The sequence below is a fragment of the Superficieibacter sp. 1612_C1 genome, from assembly GCF_015234305.1.
GTDB lineage: Bacteria > Pseudomonadota > Gammaproteobacteria > Enterobacterales > Enterobacteriaceae > Superficieibacter.
The window spans coordinates 1,081,236-1,101,437 of sequence record NZ_JADGMI010000001.1 but is presented as its reverse complement, the minus strand read 5'-3'; the positions used below and the strand labels follow the sequence as shown (position 1 = coordinate 1,101,437).

The window sequence follows — 20,202 nt, the reverse complement described above, 5'->3', positions numbered from 1 at the left end:
TGCAAAATGCCGGAAGATCCTCCCGCTCCGGCATTAATCACTCTTTCTGTTTGATCGGCAGGCAATTTTGCTGATTAAATGCCGCTCAACGTGACAGTGTCACTTTTAAAAAGAATTTTTAAGACTTTTCCTTAATACTGCTCCCAACCGTTACGTTATAAGGCATAACCAATAGTTTACACTTCCCTGACGAAACTATTAATTTCGCGTCTTTCTGGCATCCCTTTCCCTCCCTTGCTATAGCTCTATGACCCTGCCAGACATGGCATAACAATATGCAACCAACAGGTTGCCATAACACATGCATACAGGGAGAGGGATAAGAATGCATAATGTTACTGCGCTCCAGCGCGCACTTTTAATCGTTGCAGCAATCATCATCGTGCTGGCATTACTGGTCTGGGGAATTGGCCCGGACACTATCATGGCGCGAAAAGTTGACCTCCTCTATCTCGGACAACAGCACCTGATCCTCGTATTCAGTTCTATGTTTTTAGCGCTGCTGGTCGGTATTCCGTGCGGAATATTACTCAGCCGCCCTGCTGCTCGCGGCGTGGCGGAATACGTAATGCAGATTTTTAACATCGGCAATACCCTGCCACCGCTGGCCGTGCTGGCGCTGGCGATGGTGTTTATCGGCATCGGTGACACACCGGCGATTATTGCGCTTTTCCTCGCGTCTCTGCTGCCGATTGTGCGTAACACATACGCCGGGCTGTGTTCGGTTCCCGCCTCGCTGCTGGAAGCGGCTGACGGTATTGGGATGACAAAATGGCAGCGTCTGCGCCAGGTGGAATTGCCTAATGCCTGGAGCGTCATGCTTTCCGGGATCCGCATCGCGACAGCGATTAACGTAGGGACTGCCCCGCTGGCGTTTCTTATTGGTGCCAGCAGCTACGGCGAGCTGATCTTCCCCGGCATCTATCTCAATGATTTCCCGACGCTCATTCTTGGTGCCACGGCCACCGCGCTTTTTGCCTTAATTCTTGACGTCCTGCTGGCCAGCCTTGGCCGGGTCCTGACGCCGCACGTCGCACGATAACAATAATAAGGAGCGTTATATGACGTTACGTAGACACATTATCAGCCTGCTTGCGGCGGCGTCGCTTGTCGCCACGCAGGCCAGCGCCGCCCCGCTGGTACTGGCGACCAAAAGCTTCACCGAACAGCACATCCTTTCGGCCTTAACCGTGCAATATCTGCAAAAGAAAGGATTTCAGGTACAGCCGCAGACCAATATTGCCACAGTCATTTCGCGCAATGCCATGATCAACAAGCAGATTGATATGACATGGGAATACACCGGCACGTCGCTGATTATCTTTAATCATATCAACAAGAGAATGACCCCGCAGGAGACCTACGACACGGTGAAAAAGCTGGATGCTAAACACGGTCTGGTCTGGCTGAAACCGGCTGATATGAACAACACCTACGCCTTTGCGATGCAGCGTAAACGCGCTGAAGCTGAGCACATTACCACCATGTCGCAGATGGTGGCGAAAATCGAAAATATCCGTCAAACCGATCCGGATAAAAACTGGCTGTTGGGACTGGATCTCGAATTTTCCGGGCGCAGCGACGGAATGAAACCGCTCCAAAAAGCTTACCAGATGGAGCTTGACCGTCCGCAAATTCGCCAGATGGATCCGGGTCTGGTCTACAACGCCATTCGTGACGGCTTTGTTGACGCGGGTCTGATTTACACCACTGATGGTCGTATTAAAGGCTTCGACCTGAAAGTGCTGGAGGATGATAAAGGATTTTTCCCGAGCTATGCCGTCACCCCTGTGGTGCGTAAGGATACGCTGGAGGCGAACCCGGGACTGGAAGAGGCGCTCAATACGCTATCGGACCAGTTGAATAACGAGACGATTATCGATTTAAACGCCAAAGTGGATATCGAGCATCAGTCACCTCAGCAGGTCGCCCGCGACTTCCTGCAAAGCAAAGGCCTGCTATAAGGAGCGCAGATGGATACCATACATTACATGATTGATAATGCTGGCTATATCTCCAGCCTGACGTTCCAGCATTTGTGGCTGGTAGGGCTGGCAGTTGGTCTGGCGATTATCATTGGCGTACCGCTCGGAATTGTCATTGTTCGCTATAAATGGCTGGCAACCCCGGTGCTGGGTCTGGCGACTATTCTGTTGACCATTCCTTCCATTGCGCTATTCGGCCTGATGATCCCGGTATTTTCCCTCATCGGCCAAGGGATTGGTGCCCTTCCCGCTGTTACCGCCGTGTTTCTGTACTCGCTGCTGCCCATCGTGCGTAATACGCATACCGCGCTGGATAATCTGCCGCCGGGATTACGCGAAGCGGGTCGCGGCATTGGTATGACCTTCTGGCAACGTCTGCGCTGGGTTGAAATTCCGATGGCGCTGCCGGTCATTTTCGGCGGGATTCGTACTGCCGTGGTGATGAACATCGGGGTGATGGCGATAGCCGCCGTCATTGGTGCAGGCGGGCTGGGTCTTTTATTACTTAACGGTATCGGCGGAAGCGATATTCGCATGCTGATTGCCGGAGCGTTAATGATTTGTCTGCTGGCGATTGTGCTGGACTGGTTACTGCATCGTCTGCAAATCGTGCTGACACCGAAGGGGATACGATAATGATAAAACTGGAAAACCTGACTAAACAATTTAAGCAAAAGAACGGCCAGACGTTTAACGCGGTCGACAATGTGAACCTGAACGTGCCCGAAGGTGAGATGTGTGTTTTGCTCGGCCCTTCCGGTTGTGGAAAGACAACGACGCTGAAAATGATTAACCGGCTGATCCCCTCGTCAGGCGGTAAGATTCTGATTAATGGTCAGGATACCAGCGAGATGGATACCGTAACGCTGCGCCGTAATATCGGCTATGTGATCCAGCAGATTGGCCTGTTCCCCAATATGACCATTGAAGAAAACATTACCGTGGTCCCCCGAATGCTGGGCTGGGACAAAGCCCGCTATAAAAGCCGCGCCGAAGAGCTAATGGATATGGTGGCGCTGGATCCGAAAAAATTCCTGCACCGTTATCCGAAAGAGATGTCGGGCGGTCAGCAGCAGCGTATCGGTGTGATCCGCGCCCTGGCGGCCGATCCGCCGGTATTGCTGATGGATGAACCTTTTGGTGCGGTCGACCCGATCAACCGTGAGGTGATCCAGAATCAGTTCCTTGAAATGCAGCGCAAACTGAAAAAAACCGTCATGCTGGTCAGTCACGATATTGATGAAGCGCTGAAGCTCGGCGACAGGATTGCCGTCTTCCGCCAGGGGCGCATCGTACAGTGCGCCAGCCCGGACGAACTGCTGGCAAAACCGGCGAATGAGTTCGTGGGCTCGTTTGTCGGCCAGGACCGCACGCTTAAGCGTCTGCTGTTAGTGTCAGCCGGTGACGTCACCGACCAGCAGCCGACCCTGACCGTACGTCGCTCAACGCCTGCCGCAGAAGCTTTTGCAATAATGGATGATAACGACATCCGTGCGATCACCGTCGTTGACGTCGACGGTAAGCCGCTGGGCTTTATCAAACGCCGTGAAGCACGTAACGCGACCGGAGAAAGTGCAGCCCTGCTGCATCCGTTCCGCGTCACCGGTAAAGCTGAAGATAACCTGCGCGTGGTGCTGTCGAAACTGTACGAGAGTAACACCAGCTGGATGCCGATTGTTGATGAAGAGGGTCGCTACAGCGGTGAAATATCTCAGGACTATATCGCCGATTATCTCAGTTCCGGCCGTACCCGCCGCGCGCTGAATATTCATAGCGATAATTAACCATCATGCCTCCTGGTGGGTTTGCCCATCAGGAGGTCAAGAATAGAAGCGCTTCCCAGCGCCGATAGCCCACCGTTCAGCGCAAAATGCGGTATGATATACAGTACAGGCAATCTCATCATCCACTCCAGCCATAAGCCAGTTATCACGCTCAGCAGGCATGACGTTATTGCCCCGGTGAATGTCGTTGAAAGCAGCGCATGGGGGCGCGCGCGGTGAAACACATAACATAGCCCCGTTGCCAACGCGGGCAGGAATCCCACGACATAGCAACACAAAAGAATAAAGCCTGACTCGTTGAACACACGTTCGAGGAAATAGCCTGCATCCGGAACGACAAAAAGATAGAACGTGATGGTGAGCATAAAGCCAAACAGCGGCCCCAATAAAACAAACCCTAAAATGGATTTAACTCCCTGATATTTCATTTTTCATTATCCCTTAAGACGTTATGCAGACAGAGTAAAACCCTTAAGTGAAAATCAGGTGAAGTGAAAACAATTTAACGCTATTACTCAGCGCGGTAGCACGCTAACCTTTTGTAATCGTCCCGCGTTGACGGCACAATTATGCTATTCACTCATTGCCTGTAATGATCCATGCACCGTCTTCATACCTACCCTGACTCAACCGTTATGCTTCGGCGTCTGTTGTTTGCCATAGCCGTTGGCGTGCTGGCGGCACTGGCCGTAGCGTTGTTCCGCCACGCGATGCTGGCGCTGGAATGGATCTTTCTGAGCAATAACAGCGGCAGCCTGGTTAACGCCGCTGACGGGCTACCGTGGTGGCGACGCCTGATTACACCTGCCCTTGGTGGACTGGCAGCCGGTGGGCTTTTATTCTGCTGGCAGTGGTACACCCGCCAGCGTCCTCATGCGCCAACCGATTATATGGAAGTGCTGGAGAGCGAAAACAGCGAGTTTGATGTCAGCTCCAGTCTGATTAAATCGTTTGCCTCGCTATTGGTGGTGGTCAGCGGTAGCGCTATCGGTCGCGAGGGAGCTATGATCCTGCTTTCTGCCCTCGCCGCCTCCTTTCTGGCACGCCGGTTTACAGCAAAAGCGGAATGGAAGCTGTGGATTGCCTGCGGTGCGGCAGCCGGGATGGCGAGCGCCTATCATGCGCCGCTGGCCGGAAGCCTGTTCATTGCCGAGATTTTATTTGGCACGTTGATGCTGGCCTCATTAGGGCCAGTGGTTATTGCGGCGGTGACCGCCCTGCTGACAACCTCACTGCTCAACGGCGGACCGTCTCTGCTCTACAGCGTACAACTCACAACTCCCGTAGAAGGGATTGACTACCTGTTGATGCTGGCGACCGGCCTGCTGGCCGGAGTGTGTGGCCCACTATTTATCTGGCTCATGTCGGCCAGCCACCGTCTGTTTCTTAGCCTGAAATTGTCGCCGCCGTTGCAGCTGGCAGCGGGTGGCCTGATCGTTGGCGTGTTATCCCTGCTCACGCCGGACGTCTGGGGGAATGGTTATAGCGTCGTGCAGGGATTTTTGCATTTGCCGCCGCCGTTTGCAGTAGTGGCTGGCATATTTGTCTGTAAGCTGCTTGCTGTGCTCGCCAGCAGCGGTTCGGGCGCACCGGGAGGCGTTTTTACTCCGACGCTGTTTATGGGGATGGCTACGGGGATGCTTTTTGCGAGTCTGTGGGCGCTATGGCTACCGGGCTACGGGGACATTGCCGTTCTGCTGGGATTAACCGGCATGGCGACACTGCTGGCGGCGACCACTCATGCACCGATTATGTCGGCGCTGATGATTTGTGAAATGACCGGGCAATATATGTTATTACCCGGCTTGTTACTCTCCTGCGTGGTGGCATCCGTGCTGTCACGGACGTTACGCCGGAACTCCATCTATCATTAATACATCTTTGAGCATCGTTAAATGGATGTAGGGTGCCAGGTCACGCTGCTCCGCTCTCGGCAGATAAGGCAGCTCGCCTACCAGCGGCGCGGGCAGTTTTTTACTGAGCACGTCAATAATTTCAGCATAGTGCGCCAGCCCCGGATTAATACGGTTGGCGACCCATCCCACCAGTGGCAATCCGTCATTGGCAATGGCCTGCGCAGTCAACAACGCATGGTTGATACAGCCCTCCTGAATGCCGACCACCATCAGCACCGGAAGCTGCTCCTGCACCACCCACTCCGAGAGCGGACGCAGATCGTTCATCAGGCTACGCCACCCTCCCGTGCCCTCGACCACAACGTGATCAACCTGGCGGGTAAGACTGGCGAGCCCTTCAGAGAGGCGTGAATAGTTGATGGGTGAACTGTGCGCCACACTGCTTTCCTCTTCGCTCAGCGCGACAGGATTGATGGCCTCGTAAGGCAGAGAGAGCGATGAAACGCTTTGCAGCACCAGAGCATCTTTATTACGCAGCCCCTCCGGCGTCTCTTTGCTCCCTTTGGCGACGGGTTTATATCCCGCCACGCTTTTGCCGCAGGCAGCCATCGCCTGTAGCAGCGCGCGGGAAACCACCGTTTTTCCGACAGCAGTATCAGTACCGGTAATAAAGAAACGCTTAAGCATGATTCACTCCACCGTTGAATCGGGTAAATATCATTCTGATTAATGGATCAGGGTGGAGAAAGTCTAAGTGAAGATGTCAGTGGCTAATTTGAGTTAGCGCAATTTTTAGGTTATCAGTAAATATTTGTTAACCCTGCAACAGACGAATCAATAACGATCCGTTATACATAGCGTCTTTTACCAGCGCGGCACCGGCCATCGTGCCCTGATTAGAAAATTGGGTGCTTTCGACCGTAATATGCTGGCTGTAGGCGGGCAACGCCTGCTGGCGGATGCAGTCTGCGATAGCGGGAAACAGCGTATCCGCCGCCTGATTGAACGGCGAACCGATCAAAATCTTTTGTGGGTTAAATAAATTCACCATGATGGCAATGATGCGGCCAACGTGAGTACCGACACCGCTAATAATATCTTTGGCGAGCAAATCCCCCTGCTGCGCCGCCTCGCATAACGAGGTGACGGTCAGCGGCTGCTCATGAAGCCGGGAGCTCATCGACTGGCTCATTCGCGCCTGCGCAAGCTCAAGCACGCTCTCAATACTGGCAATGGTTTCCAGACAGCCATGATTGCCGCAGTAACAGCGTTTTCCCCACGGATCAACCTGCGTGTGACCTATTTCCACCAGGCTACTGCTCCCTGCGTGCAGCAGCCTGCCATCAGTGATCACACCGGCCCCCACGTTATGATCGATGACGACCTGAATCACATCCCGCGCACCGCGCGACGCGCCAAACAGCAGCTCAGCCATAGTCCAGGCGCTGATATCATGCTGAATATAAACGGGAACACCGGTGTGTTTTTCCAGCGTCTCACCCAGCGGCATCTCTTTAACATCCAGATAGAACGGCATGCGGTGCACAATGCCATTTTCGGTGTCAATAATACCGGGTAGCGTGATGGCAATAGCGGTCAGGCGCTCGAGCTTATGCTGATGGCGGATAAAAAACTGGTCGATATGGGTGACAATGCGGGTTAATAACGGTTGCGGATCGTCCAGCGGCAGTTCAAGTTCCTCTTCAGCCACCGATTTGCTACTTAAGTCACGCAGTGCAATCTGGATGGTGCCGCGATTAATGCGCAGAGAAAGGTAGTGCCAGGCGTCAGTTTCGACTTTTAAGCCGACGGCCGGACGACCACGGCTTCCCGGATCCTGAATTTCCGTTTCCTGGACCAGGTGCGCTTCCAGCATTTCACGGACGATTTTGGTAATGCTGGCGGGAGCAAGCTGTGCGAGACGAGATAAATCAATACGCGATACCGGGCCAAGCTGATCAATCAGGCGATAAACCGCTCCTGCATTGGTTTGCTTAATCTGATCAATATGTCCTGGCTGACTATCGGATACCACCGCTGACTCCCTTTATTTTCGCGCTTCGAAATAATCTGTAGGCTATGGTGAAACACTTCAATAGCTGGCGTCAACTTTTTGCTTAGCCATGTGATTTAACGCACATTTTTTCGTTATTTTTGGGCTTTTGCACCCCTTAAAAGTCGTTCTTTAAAGCGAATCGCTGCCGGACTAAGCGTCCGATGATTCGCCCATACCAGCCACATTTGCGAAACCGCATCTTTTTCGAGCACGGGTATCCAGCGCATTTCGTCCAGTTGTACGCGCCGGAAAGAGGCCGGTAAAATTGATACCCCCAGCCCGGCGGCCACCAGGCCAATTATCGTCATTGCTTCGCCTACCTCCTGCGTGATCACCGGCGATAAACCATACCGGCGCATCAGTCCCAGGATATCGTCATATAGCCCTGTTCCAACGTGGGGATCGAAGAAAACAAACGGCTCACGCGCCAGTTCGGCCAGAGAAACGACACGCTGGCTGGCCAGAGGGTGCTCACGATGGATCATGGCCAGTAAAGGTTCATGAAGGATCGCCTGCCAGCTCAGGGTGTCCGGCAGTTGCGTATTACGCATCAGCCCTAAATCCAGCGCACCGTCGTTGAGGGGCGCTATCTGTTCGCGGGTATTGGTTTCGCGCGTCTGAATATGGACATCCGGATAATCCAGACGAAAGGAAGACAAGGTGTCGGAAACGGATTTGATAAAGGGTGCAGAAGAGGTAAAACCGATGCGTATTTCCCCGGCTTCCCCCTGATGCAGCCGGGTGGCACGCGAGGCGGCATCGTCTACCGCGGCTAAAATTTGCCGGCTGTCGGTAAGAAACTGCTTGCCCGCTGCCGTCAGACTGACGCTGCGATTCGTTCGGTTAAACAGCCGCGCGTCAATCTGTTGTTCGAGGATCTGAATTTGCTGGCTGAGCGGAGGCTGGGAGATATTCAGGCGGGCAGCGGCGCGGCCAAAATGTAACTCTTCGGCAACCGCGATAAAATAGCGCAGGTGACGCAGTTCAATATTCATATTTTAAAAGTATCAATTGAGATTATTAATATATTAGACAGAATATTTACAATTTCCTACCCTTGTCAGGTGATATTCATTTTTTCGTAATGCGCAAGGAATCTCCATTGAGCCGTACAACCACCGTCGATGCCAATCCGCAAAACGACGCGATCGCCACGCCCTCATCGCAACCTGCAAAATATATTCAGCGCGGTACCCGACAGTTTATTCGCGTTACCCTGGCCCTCTTTTCTGCCGGGCTGGCCACCTTTGCCCTGCTCTATTGTGTTCAGCCCATTCTGCCAGTGCTGTCGCACGAATTCGGCATTTCACCTGCCAGCAGCAGTATTTCGCTCTCCATTTCGACGGCTATGCTGGCAATCGGATTGTTATTCACCGGCCCGCTGTCGGATGCCATCGGTCGCAAGAAAGTGATGGTTACAGCCCTCCTGCTCGCCTCCTGCTGTACGCTGCTTTCCACCATGATGACCAGCTGGCATGGCATTCTGGTCATGCGGGCATTAACCGGGCTGGCCTTAAGCGGCGTCGCGGCGGTGGGTATGACCTATCTTAGCGAGGAGATCCACCCAAGTTTTGTCGCCTTTTCAATGGGGCTGTATATCAGCGGAAATTCGATTGGCGGGATGAGCGGTCGTCTGTTGAGCGGGGTGATCACCGATCTGTTTAACTGGCGTATCGCGCTAGCGGCGATTGGCTGCTTCGCGCTGGCGTCCGCCATTATGTTCTGGAAAATCCTTCCGGAATCGCAGCATTTCAAAGCCTCATCGTTGCGCCCTAAAACCCTGGTGCTGAACTTTCGCCTGCACTGGCATGACAGAGGATTACCGCTACTGTTCCTGGAAGGTTTTTTGCTGATGGGGTCGTTTGTGACCCTGTTTAATTATATTGGCTATCGATTAATGCTGTCGCCGTGGTCACTGAGTCAGACGGTAGTGGGTCTCCTTTCTGTAGCCTATCTGACCGGCACGTGGAGTTCGCCGAAAGCGGGCGCGCTAACCCAGCGCTATGGTCGGGGACCGGTGATGATCTTCTCGACCGGGGTAATGCTTATCGGTCTGTTGCTGACCCTTTTCTCCTCCCTGTGGCTGATATTTGCTGGCATGTTGCTGTTTTCAGCGGGTTTCTTTGCTGCCCACTCTGTCGCCAGCAGCTGGATTGGCCCGCGTGCGCGGCGTGCACGCGGCCAGGCCTCTTCTCTGTACTTGTTTAGCTATTATGTTGGCTCCAGCATCGCAGGCACCCTGGGCGGTCTGTTCTGGCACAATTACGGCTGGAATGGCGTAGGCGGTTTTATTGCCTTAATGCTCACGGTCGCCTTAATCGTGGGCACCCTTTTACACCGGCGATTACGTTAACGGAGTGGCGTTGTACAAACGGTTACACGCGGAAACCAAACACTCACGGAAAGGCTGAATACTCAGGGATATAGTGTTTTCAACGGCCCCGCAGTGGGGTTGCATGAAAAACCAATTCGAGGATATCAGAATGAAAAAAGTATTAGCTCTGGTTGTTGCCGCTGCTATGGGTCTGTCATCTGCTGCATTCGCTGCTGAAACCACCAGCACCACGCAAACGCCAGCCGCGACCACCACTACCACCACGACTCACGCCACGACCACCAAAACCACGCATCACAAAAAACATAAAAAAGCAGCCAAACCGGCCGCTGACCAGAAAGCTCAGGCCGCTAAGAAACACAAAAAAGCGGTAAAACAGGATGCGACTAAACCGGCTGCTCAGAAAGCGCAGGCTGCGAAGAAAAGCAAAAAAACCGTGAAACACAACGCGGCAAAACCTGCTGCGGCAAAACCAGCGGCTCAGCCAGCTGCGTAATATCAGCCTCTGATCCGCATAATTAACACATCGGCGCTGGTTCAGCGCCGATTTTTATGGAGAGCGGTGATGCTGCGTCGCTATCGATTTGAGCTCATTCTGATTACATTAATTTTATGCGCGCTTATTGCTACCCACCTTTTCCTGAATTAATGTAGCACGCTGATTTTGCTCCCACTTTCTTCGCGTCCCGTCTATAGTTATCTCATTGGGTTCACTTTTAATAATCATAATTACCCCGTCTGAGAGTGATATGCGTAAAACCGTTGTGCTGTTAGGATCTCTTCTGCTTTCTTTTGTTGCTCATGCTGATGAAACGATGAGTGCCAAAGATATCAGAACGCTATTTTTTGGTCATGATGACAGAACGCACGTCACCACTCCCACTGAATCTCCCTGGGATGCTATCGGTCAACTCGAAACAGCCAGCGGTAACCTGTGTACCGCGACGCTCATTTCTCCCCATCTTGCGCTCACCGCAGGTCATTGCCTGTTAACACCGCCGAAGGGCAAAATGGATAACGCTGTTGCGCTGCGTTTTGTGTCGCAGAAAGGACTCTGGCGCTATGAGATACATGGGATTGAAGGCCGGGTCGACCCAGGATTGGGTAAACGCCTGACGCCAGATGGCGAAGGCTGGATCGTGCCCCCCGCTGCCGCATCCTGGGACTTTGGGCTGATCGTGCTTCGCTACCCGCCTTCAGGTATTACGCCTCTGCCTCTGTTTCAGGGGAGTAAAGCCGACCTGACCGCTGCCCTCAAAGCGGCAGACCGCAAAGTCACGCAGTCAGGTTATCCGGTAGATCACCTTGACGATCTGTATAGCCACCAGGATTGTATTGTGACGGGCTGGGCACAAAACTCTGTGCTGTCTCATCAGTGCGACACCCTTCCGGGTGATAGCGGTTCGCCGCTGATGTTAAAAACGGAACAGGGCTGGCGACTGATTGCGGTTCAAAGCTCAGCGCCCGGCGCAAAAGATCGCTGGCGGGCCGATAACCGCGCTATCGCGGTGACCGGCTTTACCGACAAACTGGATGCACTGGCGAAAGAAGAATAAGGGCGATCACCGGCTGCGTTTAGCATGACGCTCCCAGTTATCCCTCTTCGCCTCGCTGGATTTACGTAGCGCCACGTAACACGCCCCGCTGCCACCATGCTGCGCAGCGGCGACGCAATAAGCCTGTACGTCATCCAGTTCAGCAAGCCATCGCGCGAGGTAGCTGCGAATGATGTTGGCGTGAGCGTTATCATCCCGCCCTTTTCCATGCACAATCAGCACGTTGCGTAACCCATCTTTGTGCGCCTGAGTGATAAAAGCAAAGACGTTTTGTCGGCATTTTTCGACGGGCTGACGAAGAAGATTCAGGCTGGCCTGGTGGCTGTATTTGCCGAGGCGCAGCTTATCGATCACCCCATTTTGTAAGCCTTCACGTTTGAATTCCAGCGGTGTCGCAAGCGGGATCACCTCCAGAAAACCGGTGGTCAGAAAATTATCCAGTTGCAGGGAATCAATGCGCTCAGGGGCGCGAGTATTCCGGTTTGGATACCACTTAACATCGCTACATCGTTTTAGCGGCTGGACATCCTCCATGGCGTCAAGGAACAGCGATTTGTCGTCAAGGTTCATGTCTACTCCTCCGGCTACCTCTACCTGGTCACTATAGCGGTGCGGCCCCCCACGCTCAATACGATTTACACTCTTTACCGGCGGTTTCCGGGGCGATACAGGAAAACAGTTACTCTCCACCCTTCCTTAATTCGAAAGCTTTAATAGAGCTTAATAGTTATTAACCCTGGTTAATATATTGATCGAACTTAAAAATATGTGAAATATATCACCCGATATCGCTGGAAAATAATGAACAACTTGTTATAACTTAAGTTATCCGCATCACGGAAAATAAATGTGGTGGAAATTAAGGATACAACTATTTAATCACTCTGGAGTCTGTTGGATGTCGGCAGGCTCTGTTTTTTATCTGTTTTTCGCTACCATGCCCCCTCTCAGCTATGTTTCCTGTTGCTGCTTTGTCAGCCCACTTGTTTATTCATAAATACTACTTATGTATTATGGCGGTGAATTTTTGGACATATCCATAATTACGGATGCTGTGATCAATTAGCCAGCTCAAAACGTAATGCTTGCGTCGATTACAAAAGATGCACATTATTTATCCTTTATGGCAGAGGAGAAAATAATGCTGACGCTTTTACAGGATAAAATTTCGACACCGCTTGGCGCATTATGGGTGATATGCGACGAACAATTTCGCCTGCGCGCGGTGGAATGGGAAGAACACAGCGCGCGGATGGAGTTATTACTCAATCTGCACTACAAAAAGGAGGGCTATCAACGCAGAGATGCCAGCAACCCAGGCAACCTCAGTCAAAAACTGGCGGACTATTTTGCTGGTGATCTGGAAATTATTGACACCCTGCCTACCGAAACAGCCGGAACCCCTTTTCAACGTGAAGTGTGGAAAACGCTGCGCGAGATCCCATGTGGTCAGGTGATGCATTATGGTCAACTTGCTACCCATCTGGGACGTGCCGGAGCCGCAAGAGCGGTGGGTGCCGCGAATGGATCCAACCCGGTGAGCATTGTTGTTCCCTGCCACCGCGTGATTGGCAGCAACGGCACAATGACCGGTTATGCCGGTGGCGTACAGCGTAAAGAGTGGCTTTTACGCCATGAAGGCTATCTTTTGCTTTGATTATACGTGCGTAGTTTTCAGCGTTTTTACGCTCACCTGTTTCATAACCTTAATAATATCAAGGGGATGAATTCAACTTTTTTGCAACCGTTTCATTATTCAGTCAATGCTGTTTCAGCAGGGTTACTTGCTCACAAAAAAGATGATAAAATTGACCAATATCAATAACGGCCTGAGCAGACCTATGATCCCGGAAAAGCGAATTATACGGCGCATTCAGTCTGGCGGTTGTGCAATCCATTGTCAGGATTGCAGTATCAGCCAGCTTTGCATCCCCTTCACGCTGAATGAGCATGAGCTTGATCAGCTCGATAATATTATCGAGCGAAAAAAGCCCATCCAGAAAAGTCAGACGCTGTTTAAAGCGGGTGATGAACTGAAATCGCTGTACGCTATCCGTTCTGGCACCATTAAAAGCTACACCATCACCGAGCAGGGTGATGAGCAGATCACCGGTTTTCATCTGGCCGGCGATTTGGTTGGCTTTGATGCCATTGGCACCGGTCATCATCCGAGCTTTGCCCAGGCGCTTGAAACCTCAATGGTCTGTGAAATTCCCTTTGAGACGCTGGACGATCTCTCGGGGAAAATGCCGAACCTGCGTCAGCAAATGATGCGTCTGATGAGTGGCGAAATTAAGGGCGATCAGGACATGATCCTGCTGCTGTCGAAAAAGAACGCTGAAGAGCGTCTGGCGGCCTTTATTTACAACCTCTCTCGTCGTTTCGCTCAGCGGGGCTTTTCACCGCGCGAGTTCCGTCTGACCATGACCCGTGGCGATATCGGCAACTATCTGGGCCTGACGGTTGAAACCATCAGCCGCCTGCTGGGGCGTTTTCAGAAAAGCGGCATGCTGGCGGTGAAGGGTAAATACATCACCATCGAAAATAATGACACGCTGGCACAGCTGGCGGGCCATAGCCGTAATCCCGCCTGATTTCCCCGATATATCCTCCCTTCGCCAGATATTATATTTTTCTGATTTATTGATCTGGCGAGGGTGATCCCCTGTTTCATTTTACATAGATGAGTTATCTTGTAGTTACAGACTGTGGCGACAGTTGTAAGGAGACCCACTATGGCAAAATATCAAAATATGCTGGTCGCTATCGACCCGAATCAGGACGATCAACCCGCATTACGGCGTGCCGTTTATTTGCATCAACGGATTGGTGGCCGCATCAAAGCCTTCCTGCCGATCTACGATTTTTCGTATGAGATGACCACCCTTCTCTCCCCGGACGAGCGCACCGCAATGCGTCAGGGCGTCATTAGTCAACGTACCGCCTGGATCCGCGAGCAGGCAAAATTCTACCTGGAATCCGGCGTTCCTATCGATATCAAAGTGGTCTGGCATAACCGACCATTTGAAGCGATTATTCAGGAAGTGATTAGCGGCGATCACGATTTGCTGCTGAAAATGACCCACCAGCACGACAAGCTGGAGTCGGTGATTTTTACCCCTACCGACTGGCACCTGCTGCGTAAATGTCCGTGCCCGGTATGGATGGTTAAAGATCAGCCGTGGCCGGAAGGCGGTAAAGCGCTGGTGGCGGTCAATCTTGCCAGTGAAGAGGAGTACCACAACTCCCTCAACGAAAAACTGGTCAGAGAGACCATCAGCCTGGCAGAACACGTAAATCATACCGAAGTGCATCTCGGCGGGGCCTACCCCGTTACGCCTATCAATATTGCTATCGAATTCCCCGACTTTGACCCCAGCGTGTACAACGATGCGATCCGTGGGCAACATTTGCTGGCGATGAAAGCGCTGCGCCAGAAGTTCAGCATTAGCGAAAACATGACGCACGTAGAGAAAGGCTTGCCCGAAGAGGTCATTCCCGATCTGGCTGAGCATTTACAGGCCGGGATTGTGGTTCTCGGCACAGTGGGTCGTACCGGTATTTCCGCCGCGTTTCTGGGCAACACGGCTGAACAGGTTATCGATCACCTGCGCTGCGACCTGCTGGTGATCAAACCTGACCAGTACCAGACTCCGGTGGAGCTGGATGACGACGAAGACGATTAAACGAAAAAGACCCGGCAAGCCGGGTCTTTTTTAGTGGCTTTCGTCACCGCCGAGAAAATAAATACCCAGCGGGATCGACAGCAGAATGGTGAAAACCAGGCTGTAGACGCAGATCATTGCCGACTGAATCACAAACATGGACGGCGTCCAGTTGGCCAGTGGAATGTTATATTGCTGGATCACGCCGACAATGGTCGCCCGCCCTACGACCGCCAGTGCCGTGATAAACACCAGCACGACTCCCGCGATAAATTTCTTCCCGTTTCGGCTTTTCAGCTTTGCCATTATCATGGTCAGTCTTCCTTTTAGAGAAACATCTTCGCTACCCACCATTAACAATACCATGCGCGAGCCAAAAAAAACCGCTCCGAAGAGCGGTTTTTGCGGAATACCTGAATGGCGTGTTAGAGCGATTTCAGAATCGCGTCTACGCTGGCTTTCGCATCGCCAAACAGCATCTGGGTATTGTCTTTAAAGAACAGCGGGTTCTGCACACCTGCATAGCCTGTATTCATAGAGCGTTTGAATACGATGACATTCTGCGCTTTCCAGACTTCCAGCACCGGCATCCCGGCGATGGGGCTACGCGGATCGTCCTGTGCCGCCGGGTTCACCGTATCGTTGGCACCGATAACCAGAACCGTGTCGGTATCGGAGAAATCATCGTTGATCTCATCCATCTCCAGCACGATGTCGTACGGTACTTTGGCTTCCGCCAGCAGAACGTTCATATGCCCCGGCAGACGCCCGGCAACCGGGTGGATGCCGAAACGGACTTTGATACCGCGAGCGCGAAGTTTCTCGGTAATTTCTGCCACCGGGTACTGCGCCTGCGCCACCGCCATGCCATAGCCCGGGGTGATGATGACCGTTTGTGAGCTTTTCAGCATTTCAGCCGTTTCTTCAGCGCTGATTTCACGATGTTCACCGACTTCTGCATCGCTGCCATCGGAGCTGCCGTCCGTGCCAAAACCGCCGGCAATGACGCTGATAAACGACCGGTTCATCGCCTTACACATAATATAAGACAGAATCGCACCCGATGAACCGACCAGCGCACCGGTGACGATCAGCAGGTCATTGCTGAGCATAAAGCCTGCCGCCGCCGCTGCCCATCCTGAATAGGAGTTCAGCATGGAGACCACCACCGGCATGTCTGCACCGCCGATGGATGCCACCAGGTGCCAGCCGAATGCCAGCGCGATAATAGTCATCACCAGTAGCGCCAGCGCCTGTAGCGTTACGCTGTCGGTACGAACGAAGACAACCAGCAGCAGGAACGAGACCACCAGCGCAGCCAGGTTCAGCTTGTGACGGTTTGGCAGCATCAGCGGCTTAGAAGAAATCTTGCCGCGCAGTTTGCCAAAGGCCACAATCGATCCGGTAAAGGTCACTGCACCGATGAAGATGCCGAGGAACACTTCGGTCAGGTGAATATTGACCAGAATCGGCTCCATGCCAGGTTCGTGATACAGGTAGCTGTTAAAGCCTACCAGGACCGCCGCCAGACCAACAAAGCTGTGCAGAATGGCAACCAGCTCCGGCATTTCGGTCATTTCAACACGCTTCGCCAGACGCATACCAATCGCGCCGCCGATGACCATTGCCACGATAATCCACACTACGTTGCCGGTATCCGGCCCGAAGATAGTGGCAATCAGCGCAATCGCCATCCCGGCAATCCCGAATGTATTACCCTGGCGCGAGGTTTCATGTTTTGATAAGCCTGCCAGGCTGAAAATAAACAGGATCGCGGCAACAATGTATGCAGCTGTAACTAATCCTCCAGACATGTGTTACCCCTTAGTTCTTCCGGAACATTTTCAGCATACGCTGAGTCACGGTGAAGCCACCGAAAATGTTAATGCTGGCAATTAATACGGCGATGAAACTGAAGAAGCTTACCCATCCGCCGTGCCCAATTTGTAATAGCGCACCCACCACAATAATCCCCGAGATGGCGTTTGTTACCGACATCAATGGCGTATGCAGTGCGTGGGAAACGTTCCACACCACGTAGTAACCCACCACGCAGGCGAGCGCGAACACGGTGAAGTGACCGAGGAACTCTTTCGGTGCCACATCGGCAAGCCAGCCAAACAGGATAATAGTCAGCGCCATCACGGCATATTTACGCCACGGCGAGACGGGTTTTTCCGGCTCTTTTGGTGCGGGAGCGGCTTTAGGTGCCGCCTGCGGCTGAGCGGAAACCTGAATCGGCGGCGCGGGCCAGGTGACTTCGCCGTCACGGATCACGGTGACGCCACGGACAACGACATCGTCAAAATCAACAACAATGTTGCCGTCTTTCTCTTTGCACAGCAGTTTCAGCAGGTTGACAAGGTTGGTCCCGTAAAGCTGAGAAGACTGCGTCGGCAGACGACCCGGCAAATCGGTGTAGCCAATAATCTTCACACCGTTTGGCGTGGTCACTACCTGGTTGGCGACGGTATATTCACAGTTACCGCCATTCTGTGCGGCCAAATCGACCACCACGCTGCCGGACGTCATCGAGTCCACCATCTCGCGGGTGATAAGCTTAGGCGCTGGTTTACCCGGAATTAACGCGGTGGTGACGATAATATCGACTTCTTTTGCCTGTGCCGCGAACAGTTCCATTTCCGCTTTGATGAAGGCTTCAGACATGACTTTTGCATAGCCATCTCCACTGCCCGCTTCTTCTTTAAAATCCAGCTCGAGGAACTCGGCCCCCATACTCTGAACCTGTTCTTTCACTTCCGGACGGGTATCAAAAGCCCGGACAATCGCGCCCAGGCTGTTTGCCGCACCGATGGCCGCCAGACCGGCCACGCCAGCACCGATCACCATCACTTTGGCTGGCGGCACTTTGCCTGCGGCAGTGATCTGCCCGGTAAAGAAGCGGCCGAATTCATGGGCCGCTTCAACAATGGCACGGTATCCTGCGATATTCGCCATTGAGCTGAGCGCGTCAAGCGACTGGGCACGTGAGATACGCGGCACAGCGTCCATTGACATAACGGTCACATTACGCGCCGCCAGTTTTTCCATCAGTTCCGCATTTTGTGCCGGCCAGATAAAGCTGATAAGCGTGGTGCCGGGATTGAGCAATGCGATCTCAGCGTCCGCTGGCGCATTCACTTTAAGAATGATATCCGATTGCCAGACGCTGTTTTCATCAACCACGTCTGCGCCCACCTGGGTGAACACCTCGTCATCAAAGCTCGCCAACTTACCCGCGCCGCTTTCAATAGCGACGGTGAAACCAAGCTTCAGCAACTGTTCTACCGTTTTCGGCGTTGCTGCCACTCGCGTCTCACCGGCCCACCGCTCTTTTGGTACCCCAATACGCATAGTTTTCCCTTCCATCGATTTTTGAAGATGGTTGTTGTATCACCAGAAGCACTGCATAACGCGACTCGCGCAGCCGCATTACCTCTGAAAAATAAAACAGTAACAAACTTTCTATAACCTACTGAAAATAACGGCTGTGATCCACCGCAAGAAAAAAGTATTTGCGAATTTATTGCGCAAACATCCTGATTGGCGAGATCACAGTCAGTTTCGCCGCCCAAATTATTAGTACGGCTGATAATGAGCGCAGCGAGCAGGTGAAAAGATGATGATATCCAGCACGAAAAATCTATTTAACATTACGTTAACCTATTAAAGTAATATCGATTCCCGGATTACGTGCTCAAGGGTCTGTTTTTTCAACATATCGTGAAAAGTTATCATCTGAGAGCCGTTTCAGATCGACGGGGTGAAAAATCACGCAGACAATTGCGCCGTTTAAATGCAATAATCAGCACAATTTCAGTCAACAACAATACCAGTCACTGGTTTGCGCAAGGCGAAGGACTCTTTTTTATGAAGCTTAAGAACACACTCCTGGCATCCGCACTCCTGTCTGCCACCGCTCTGTCGGCACAGGCAGCCACAGAATTAACGCCGGAGCAAGCAGCAGCGCTGAAGCCCTACGACCGTGTGGTCGTTACCGGTCGTTTTAATGCCATTGGCGATGCGGTAAATGCCGTTTCCCGCCGTGCAGATAAAATGGGCGCAGCGTCTTTTTACATTCAGGATACGTCAGATGCCAATAACAGCGGTAACTGGCGCGTCGTCGCCGACGTCTATAAAGAAAATGCGCCGCAGGCCGACAAACCGCAAAATCGCGTTATTAACGGCGTGATGGAATTACCAAAAGATCAGGCCGTCGCGCTGGAGCCGTTTGATACCGTCACCATTCAGGGATTTTTCCGCAGTCAGCCTGAAGTGAACGACGCCATTACCAAAGCCGCGAAACAAAAAGGCGCAGCCTCGTTCTACATCGTTCGTCAGGTCGATGCGAACCAGGGTGGCAACCAGCGTATTACCGCCTTCATCTATAAAGCCGATGCGAAGAAACGCGTTCTGCAAAGCCCGGATGCTATCCCTGCGGATTCCGACGCCGGACGTGCCGCCCTGGCAAAAGGCGGCGAAGAAGCCAAAAAGGTTGAGATCCCGGGCGTAGCCACCAGCGCGGCCCCCAGCACGGAAATTGGCCGTTTCTTTGAAACTCAGTCATCAAAAGGTGGGCGTTACACTGTCACGTTACCGGATGGCACGAAAGTCGAAGAGGTAAACAAAATTACCGCGGCGCAAATGGTGCCGTTCGATAGCGTTAAGTTTACCGGCAACTATGGCAACATGACTGAAGTGTCCTATCAGGTGGCAAAACGTGCGGCTAAAAAAGGCGCGAAATACTACCACATCACTCGTCAGTGGCAGGAACGCGGTGGCAACGTGACCATCAGCGCCGATCTGTTCAAATAATTCTGACTGCGTCGCGCCGGGCCTGAAACAGGCCCGGCTTCCAGACCCATCCTCTTACCCTCTTCTTTTTTTGACAATATCCTCACTATTCCTTCTTTCCAATATTGCATCTCAGTAACACACTTCGTACAATCCCGCGCCTCAGAGCGA

Annotated in this window: 19 protein-coding genes and 1 pseudogene; 12 read left to right on the top strand and 8 right to left on the bottom strand. The window is 52.6% G+C overall.

Annotated elements, in window-relative coordinates; translation table 11 throughout:
* Window positions 1-325: 325 nt before the first annotated feature.
* Genes osmY through osmV form a run of 4 tightly spaced genes read left to right on the top strand, consistent with a single transcriptional unit; the run spans window position 326 to window position 3,769 of the window.
* Entirely contained in the window at window positions 326-1,042 is a 717-nt protein-coding gene (osmY, locus tag INT84_RS05275) for an osmoprotectant ABC transporter permease OsmY (RefSeq protein ID WP_176920794.1), read from the top strand.
* A gap of 19 nt (window positions 1,043-1,061) precedes the next feature.
* The gene (osmX, locus tag INT84_RS05270) at window positions 1,062-1,964 is read left to right on the top strand and encodes an osmoprotectant ABC transporter substrate-binding protein OsmX (protein ID WP_194205905.1); all 903 of its coding nucleotides are present in this window, start codon (window positions 1,062-1,064) and stop codon (window positions 1,962-1,964) included.
* Between the two features lie 9 nt (window positions 1,965-1,973).
* Window positions 1,974-2,621: an osmoprotectant ABC transporter permease OsmW gene (osmW, locus tag INT84_RS05265; RefSeq protein ID WP_176920796.1), complete on the top strand. Its 648-nt coding sequence runs from the start codon at window positions 1,974-1,976 to the stop codon at window positions 2,619-2,621.
* Window positions 2,621-3,769, top strand: a complete 1,149-nt coding sequence (osmV, locus tag INT84_RS05260) for an osmoprotectant ABC transporter ATP-binding protein OsmV (RefSeq protein ID WP_194205904.1) — start codon at window positions 2,621-2,623, stop codon at window positions 3,767-3,769. The genes osmW and osmV overlap by 1 nt, the downstream gene beginning before the upstream one ends.
* Here the strand turns inward: osmV and INT84_RS05255 are convergent.
* Window positions 3,766-4,197 (bottom strand): hypothetical protein, encoded by a 432-nt coding sequence (locus INT84_RS05255; protein WP_194205903.1) that lies wholly within the window; start codon window positions 4,195-4,197, stop codon window positions 3,766-3,768. The genes osmV and INT84_RS05255 overlap by 4 nt on opposite strands.
* Before the next feature lie 171 nt (window positions 4,198-4,368).
* Between INT84_RS05255 and clcB the strand changes: the two genes are divergently transcribed.
* The gene (gene clcB / locus INT84_RS05250) at window positions 4,369-5,643 is read left to right on the top strand and encodes a voltage-gated ClC-type chloride channel ClcB (protein WP_194205902.1); all 1,275 of its coding nucleotides are present in this window, start codon (window positions 4,369-4,371) and stop codon (window positions 5,641-5,643) included.
* Here clcB and bioD read toward each other — a convergent pair.
* The 3 genes from bioD to INT84_RS05235 all read right to left on the bottom strand — a co-directional run bounded on the left by bioD (window position 5,617) and on the right by INT84_RS05235 (window position 8,676).
* Window positions 5,617-6,312 carry a dethiobiotin synthase gene (bioD, locus tag INT84_RS05245; protein ID WP_176920799.1) on the bottom strand — a complete coding sequence of 232 codons (696 nt, stop codon included), beginning with the start codon at window positions 6,310-6,312 and terminating at the stop codon, window positions 5,617-5,619. The two genes, clcB and bioD, sit on opposite strands and share 27 nt — an antisense overlap.
* A 127-nt stretch (window positions 6,313-6,439) precedes the next feature.
* Window positions 6,440-7,660: a sugar metabolism global transcriptional regulator Mlc gene (gene mlc / locus INT84_RS05240; protein WP_176920800.1), complete on the bottom strand. Its 1,221-nt coding sequence runs from the start codon at window positions 7,658-7,660 to the stop codon at window positions 6,440-6,442.
* A 113-nt stretch (window positions 7,661-7,773) separates the two neighbouring features.
* Complete coding sequence (locus INT84_RS05235; RefSeq protein ID WP_194205901.1) at window positions 7,774-8,676, bottom strand: LysR family transcriptional regulator; 903 nt, start codon at window positions 8,674-8,676, stop codon at window positions 7,774-7,776.
* 107 nt (window positions 8,677-8,783) lie between these two features.
* Here INT84_RS05235 and INT84_RS05230 point away from each other — a divergent pair, with 107 nt between their 5' ends.
* The 3 genes and pseudogenes from INT84_RS05230 to INT84_RS05220 all read left to right on the top strand — a co-directional run bounded on the left by INT84_RS05230 (window position 8,784) and on the right by INT84_RS05220 (window position 11,572).
* Complete coding sequence (locus INT84_RS05230; RefSeq protein ID WP_194205900.1) at window positions 8,784-10,034, top strand: MFS transporter; 1,251 nt, start codon at window positions 8,784-8,786, stop codon at window positions 10,032-10,034.
* Window positions 10,035-10,164: 130 nt separating this feature from the next.
* Window positions 10,165-10,506, top strand: a pseudogene (gene asr, locus INT84_RS05225) (acid resistance repetitive basic protein Asr); the annotation flags it as partial.
* A 259-nt stretch (window positions 10,507-10,765) separates the two neighbouring features.
* On the top strand, window positions 10,766-11,572 hold the full coding sequence (locus tag INT84_RS05220) for a serine protease (protein WP_194205899.1): 807 nt from the start codon (window positions 10,766-10,768) through the stop codon (window positions 11,570-11,572).
* Between the two features lie 6 nt (window positions 11,573-11,578).
* On the opposite strand, the gene smrA is transcribed toward INT84_RS05220, so the two are convergent.
* On the bottom strand, window positions 11,579-12,142 hold the full coding sequence (gene smrA, locus INT84_RS05215) for a DNA endonuclease SmrA (protein ID WP_194205898.1): 564 nt from the start codon (window positions 12,140-12,142) through the stop codon (window positions 11,579-11,581).
* A gap of 571 nt (window positions 12,143-12,713) precedes the next feature.
* Between smrA and ogt the strand changes: the two genes are divergently transcribed.
* The 3 genes from ogt (at window position 12,714) to uspE (ending at window position 15,258) form a co-directional block, all read left to right on the top strand.
* Complete coding sequence (gene ogt, locus INT84_RS05210) at window positions 12,714-13,229, top strand: methylated-DNA--[protein]-cysteine S-methyltransferase (protein WP_194205897.1); 516 nt, start codon at window positions 12,714-12,716, stop codon at window positions 13,227-13,229.
* 184 nt (window positions 13,230-13,413) lie between these two features.
* Window positions 13,414-14,166, top strand: a complete 753-nt coding sequence (fnr, locus tag INT84_RS05205; RefSeq protein ID WP_133159226.1) for a fumarate/nitrate reduction transcriptional regulator Fnr — start codon at window positions 13,414-13,416, stop codon at window positions 14,164-14,166.
* 141 nt (window positions 14,167-14,307) lie between these two features.
* Entirely contained in the window at window positions 14,308-15,258 is a 951-nt protein-coding gene (uspE, locus tag INT84_RS05200; RefSeq protein ID WP_194205896.1) for a universal stress protein UspE, read from the top strand.
* 30 nt (window positions 15,259-15,288) lie between these two features.
* Here the strand turns inward: uspE and INT84_RS05195 are convergent, their stop codons facing one another.
* The 3 genes from INT84_RS05195 to pntA form a co-directional block, all read right to left on the bottom strand.
* Window positions 15,289-15,549: a DUF2534 family protein gene (locus tag INT84_RS05195; protein WP_194205895.1), complete on the bottom strand. Its 261-nt coding sequence runs from the start codon at window positions 15,547-15,549 to the stop codon at window positions 15,289-15,291.
* 113 nt (window positions 15,550-15,662) lie between these two features.
* Window positions 15,663-17,051: a Re/Si-specific NAD(P)(+) transhydrogenase subunit beta gene (pntB, locus tag INT84_RS05190; protein WP_194205894.1), complete on the bottom strand. Its 1,389-nt coding sequence runs from the start codon at window positions 17,049-17,051 to the stop codon at window positions 15,663-15,665.
* Window positions 17,052-17,061: 10 nt separating this feature from the next.
* Entirely contained in the window at window positions 17,062-18,591 is a 1,530-nt protein-coding gene (gene pntA / locus INT84_RS05185; RefSeq protein WP_194205893.1) for a Re/Si-specific NAD(P)(+) transhydrogenase subunit alpha, read from the bottom strand.
* Between the two features lie 516 nt (window positions 18,592-19,107).
* Here pntA and ydgH point away from each other — a divergent pair.
* Entirely contained in the window at window positions 19,108-20,052 is a 945-nt protein-coding gene (ydgH, locus tag INT84_RS05180; RefSeq protein ID WP_194205892.1) for a DUF1471 family protein YdgH, read from the top strand.
* Window positions 20,053-20,202 lie beyond the last annotated feature (150 nt).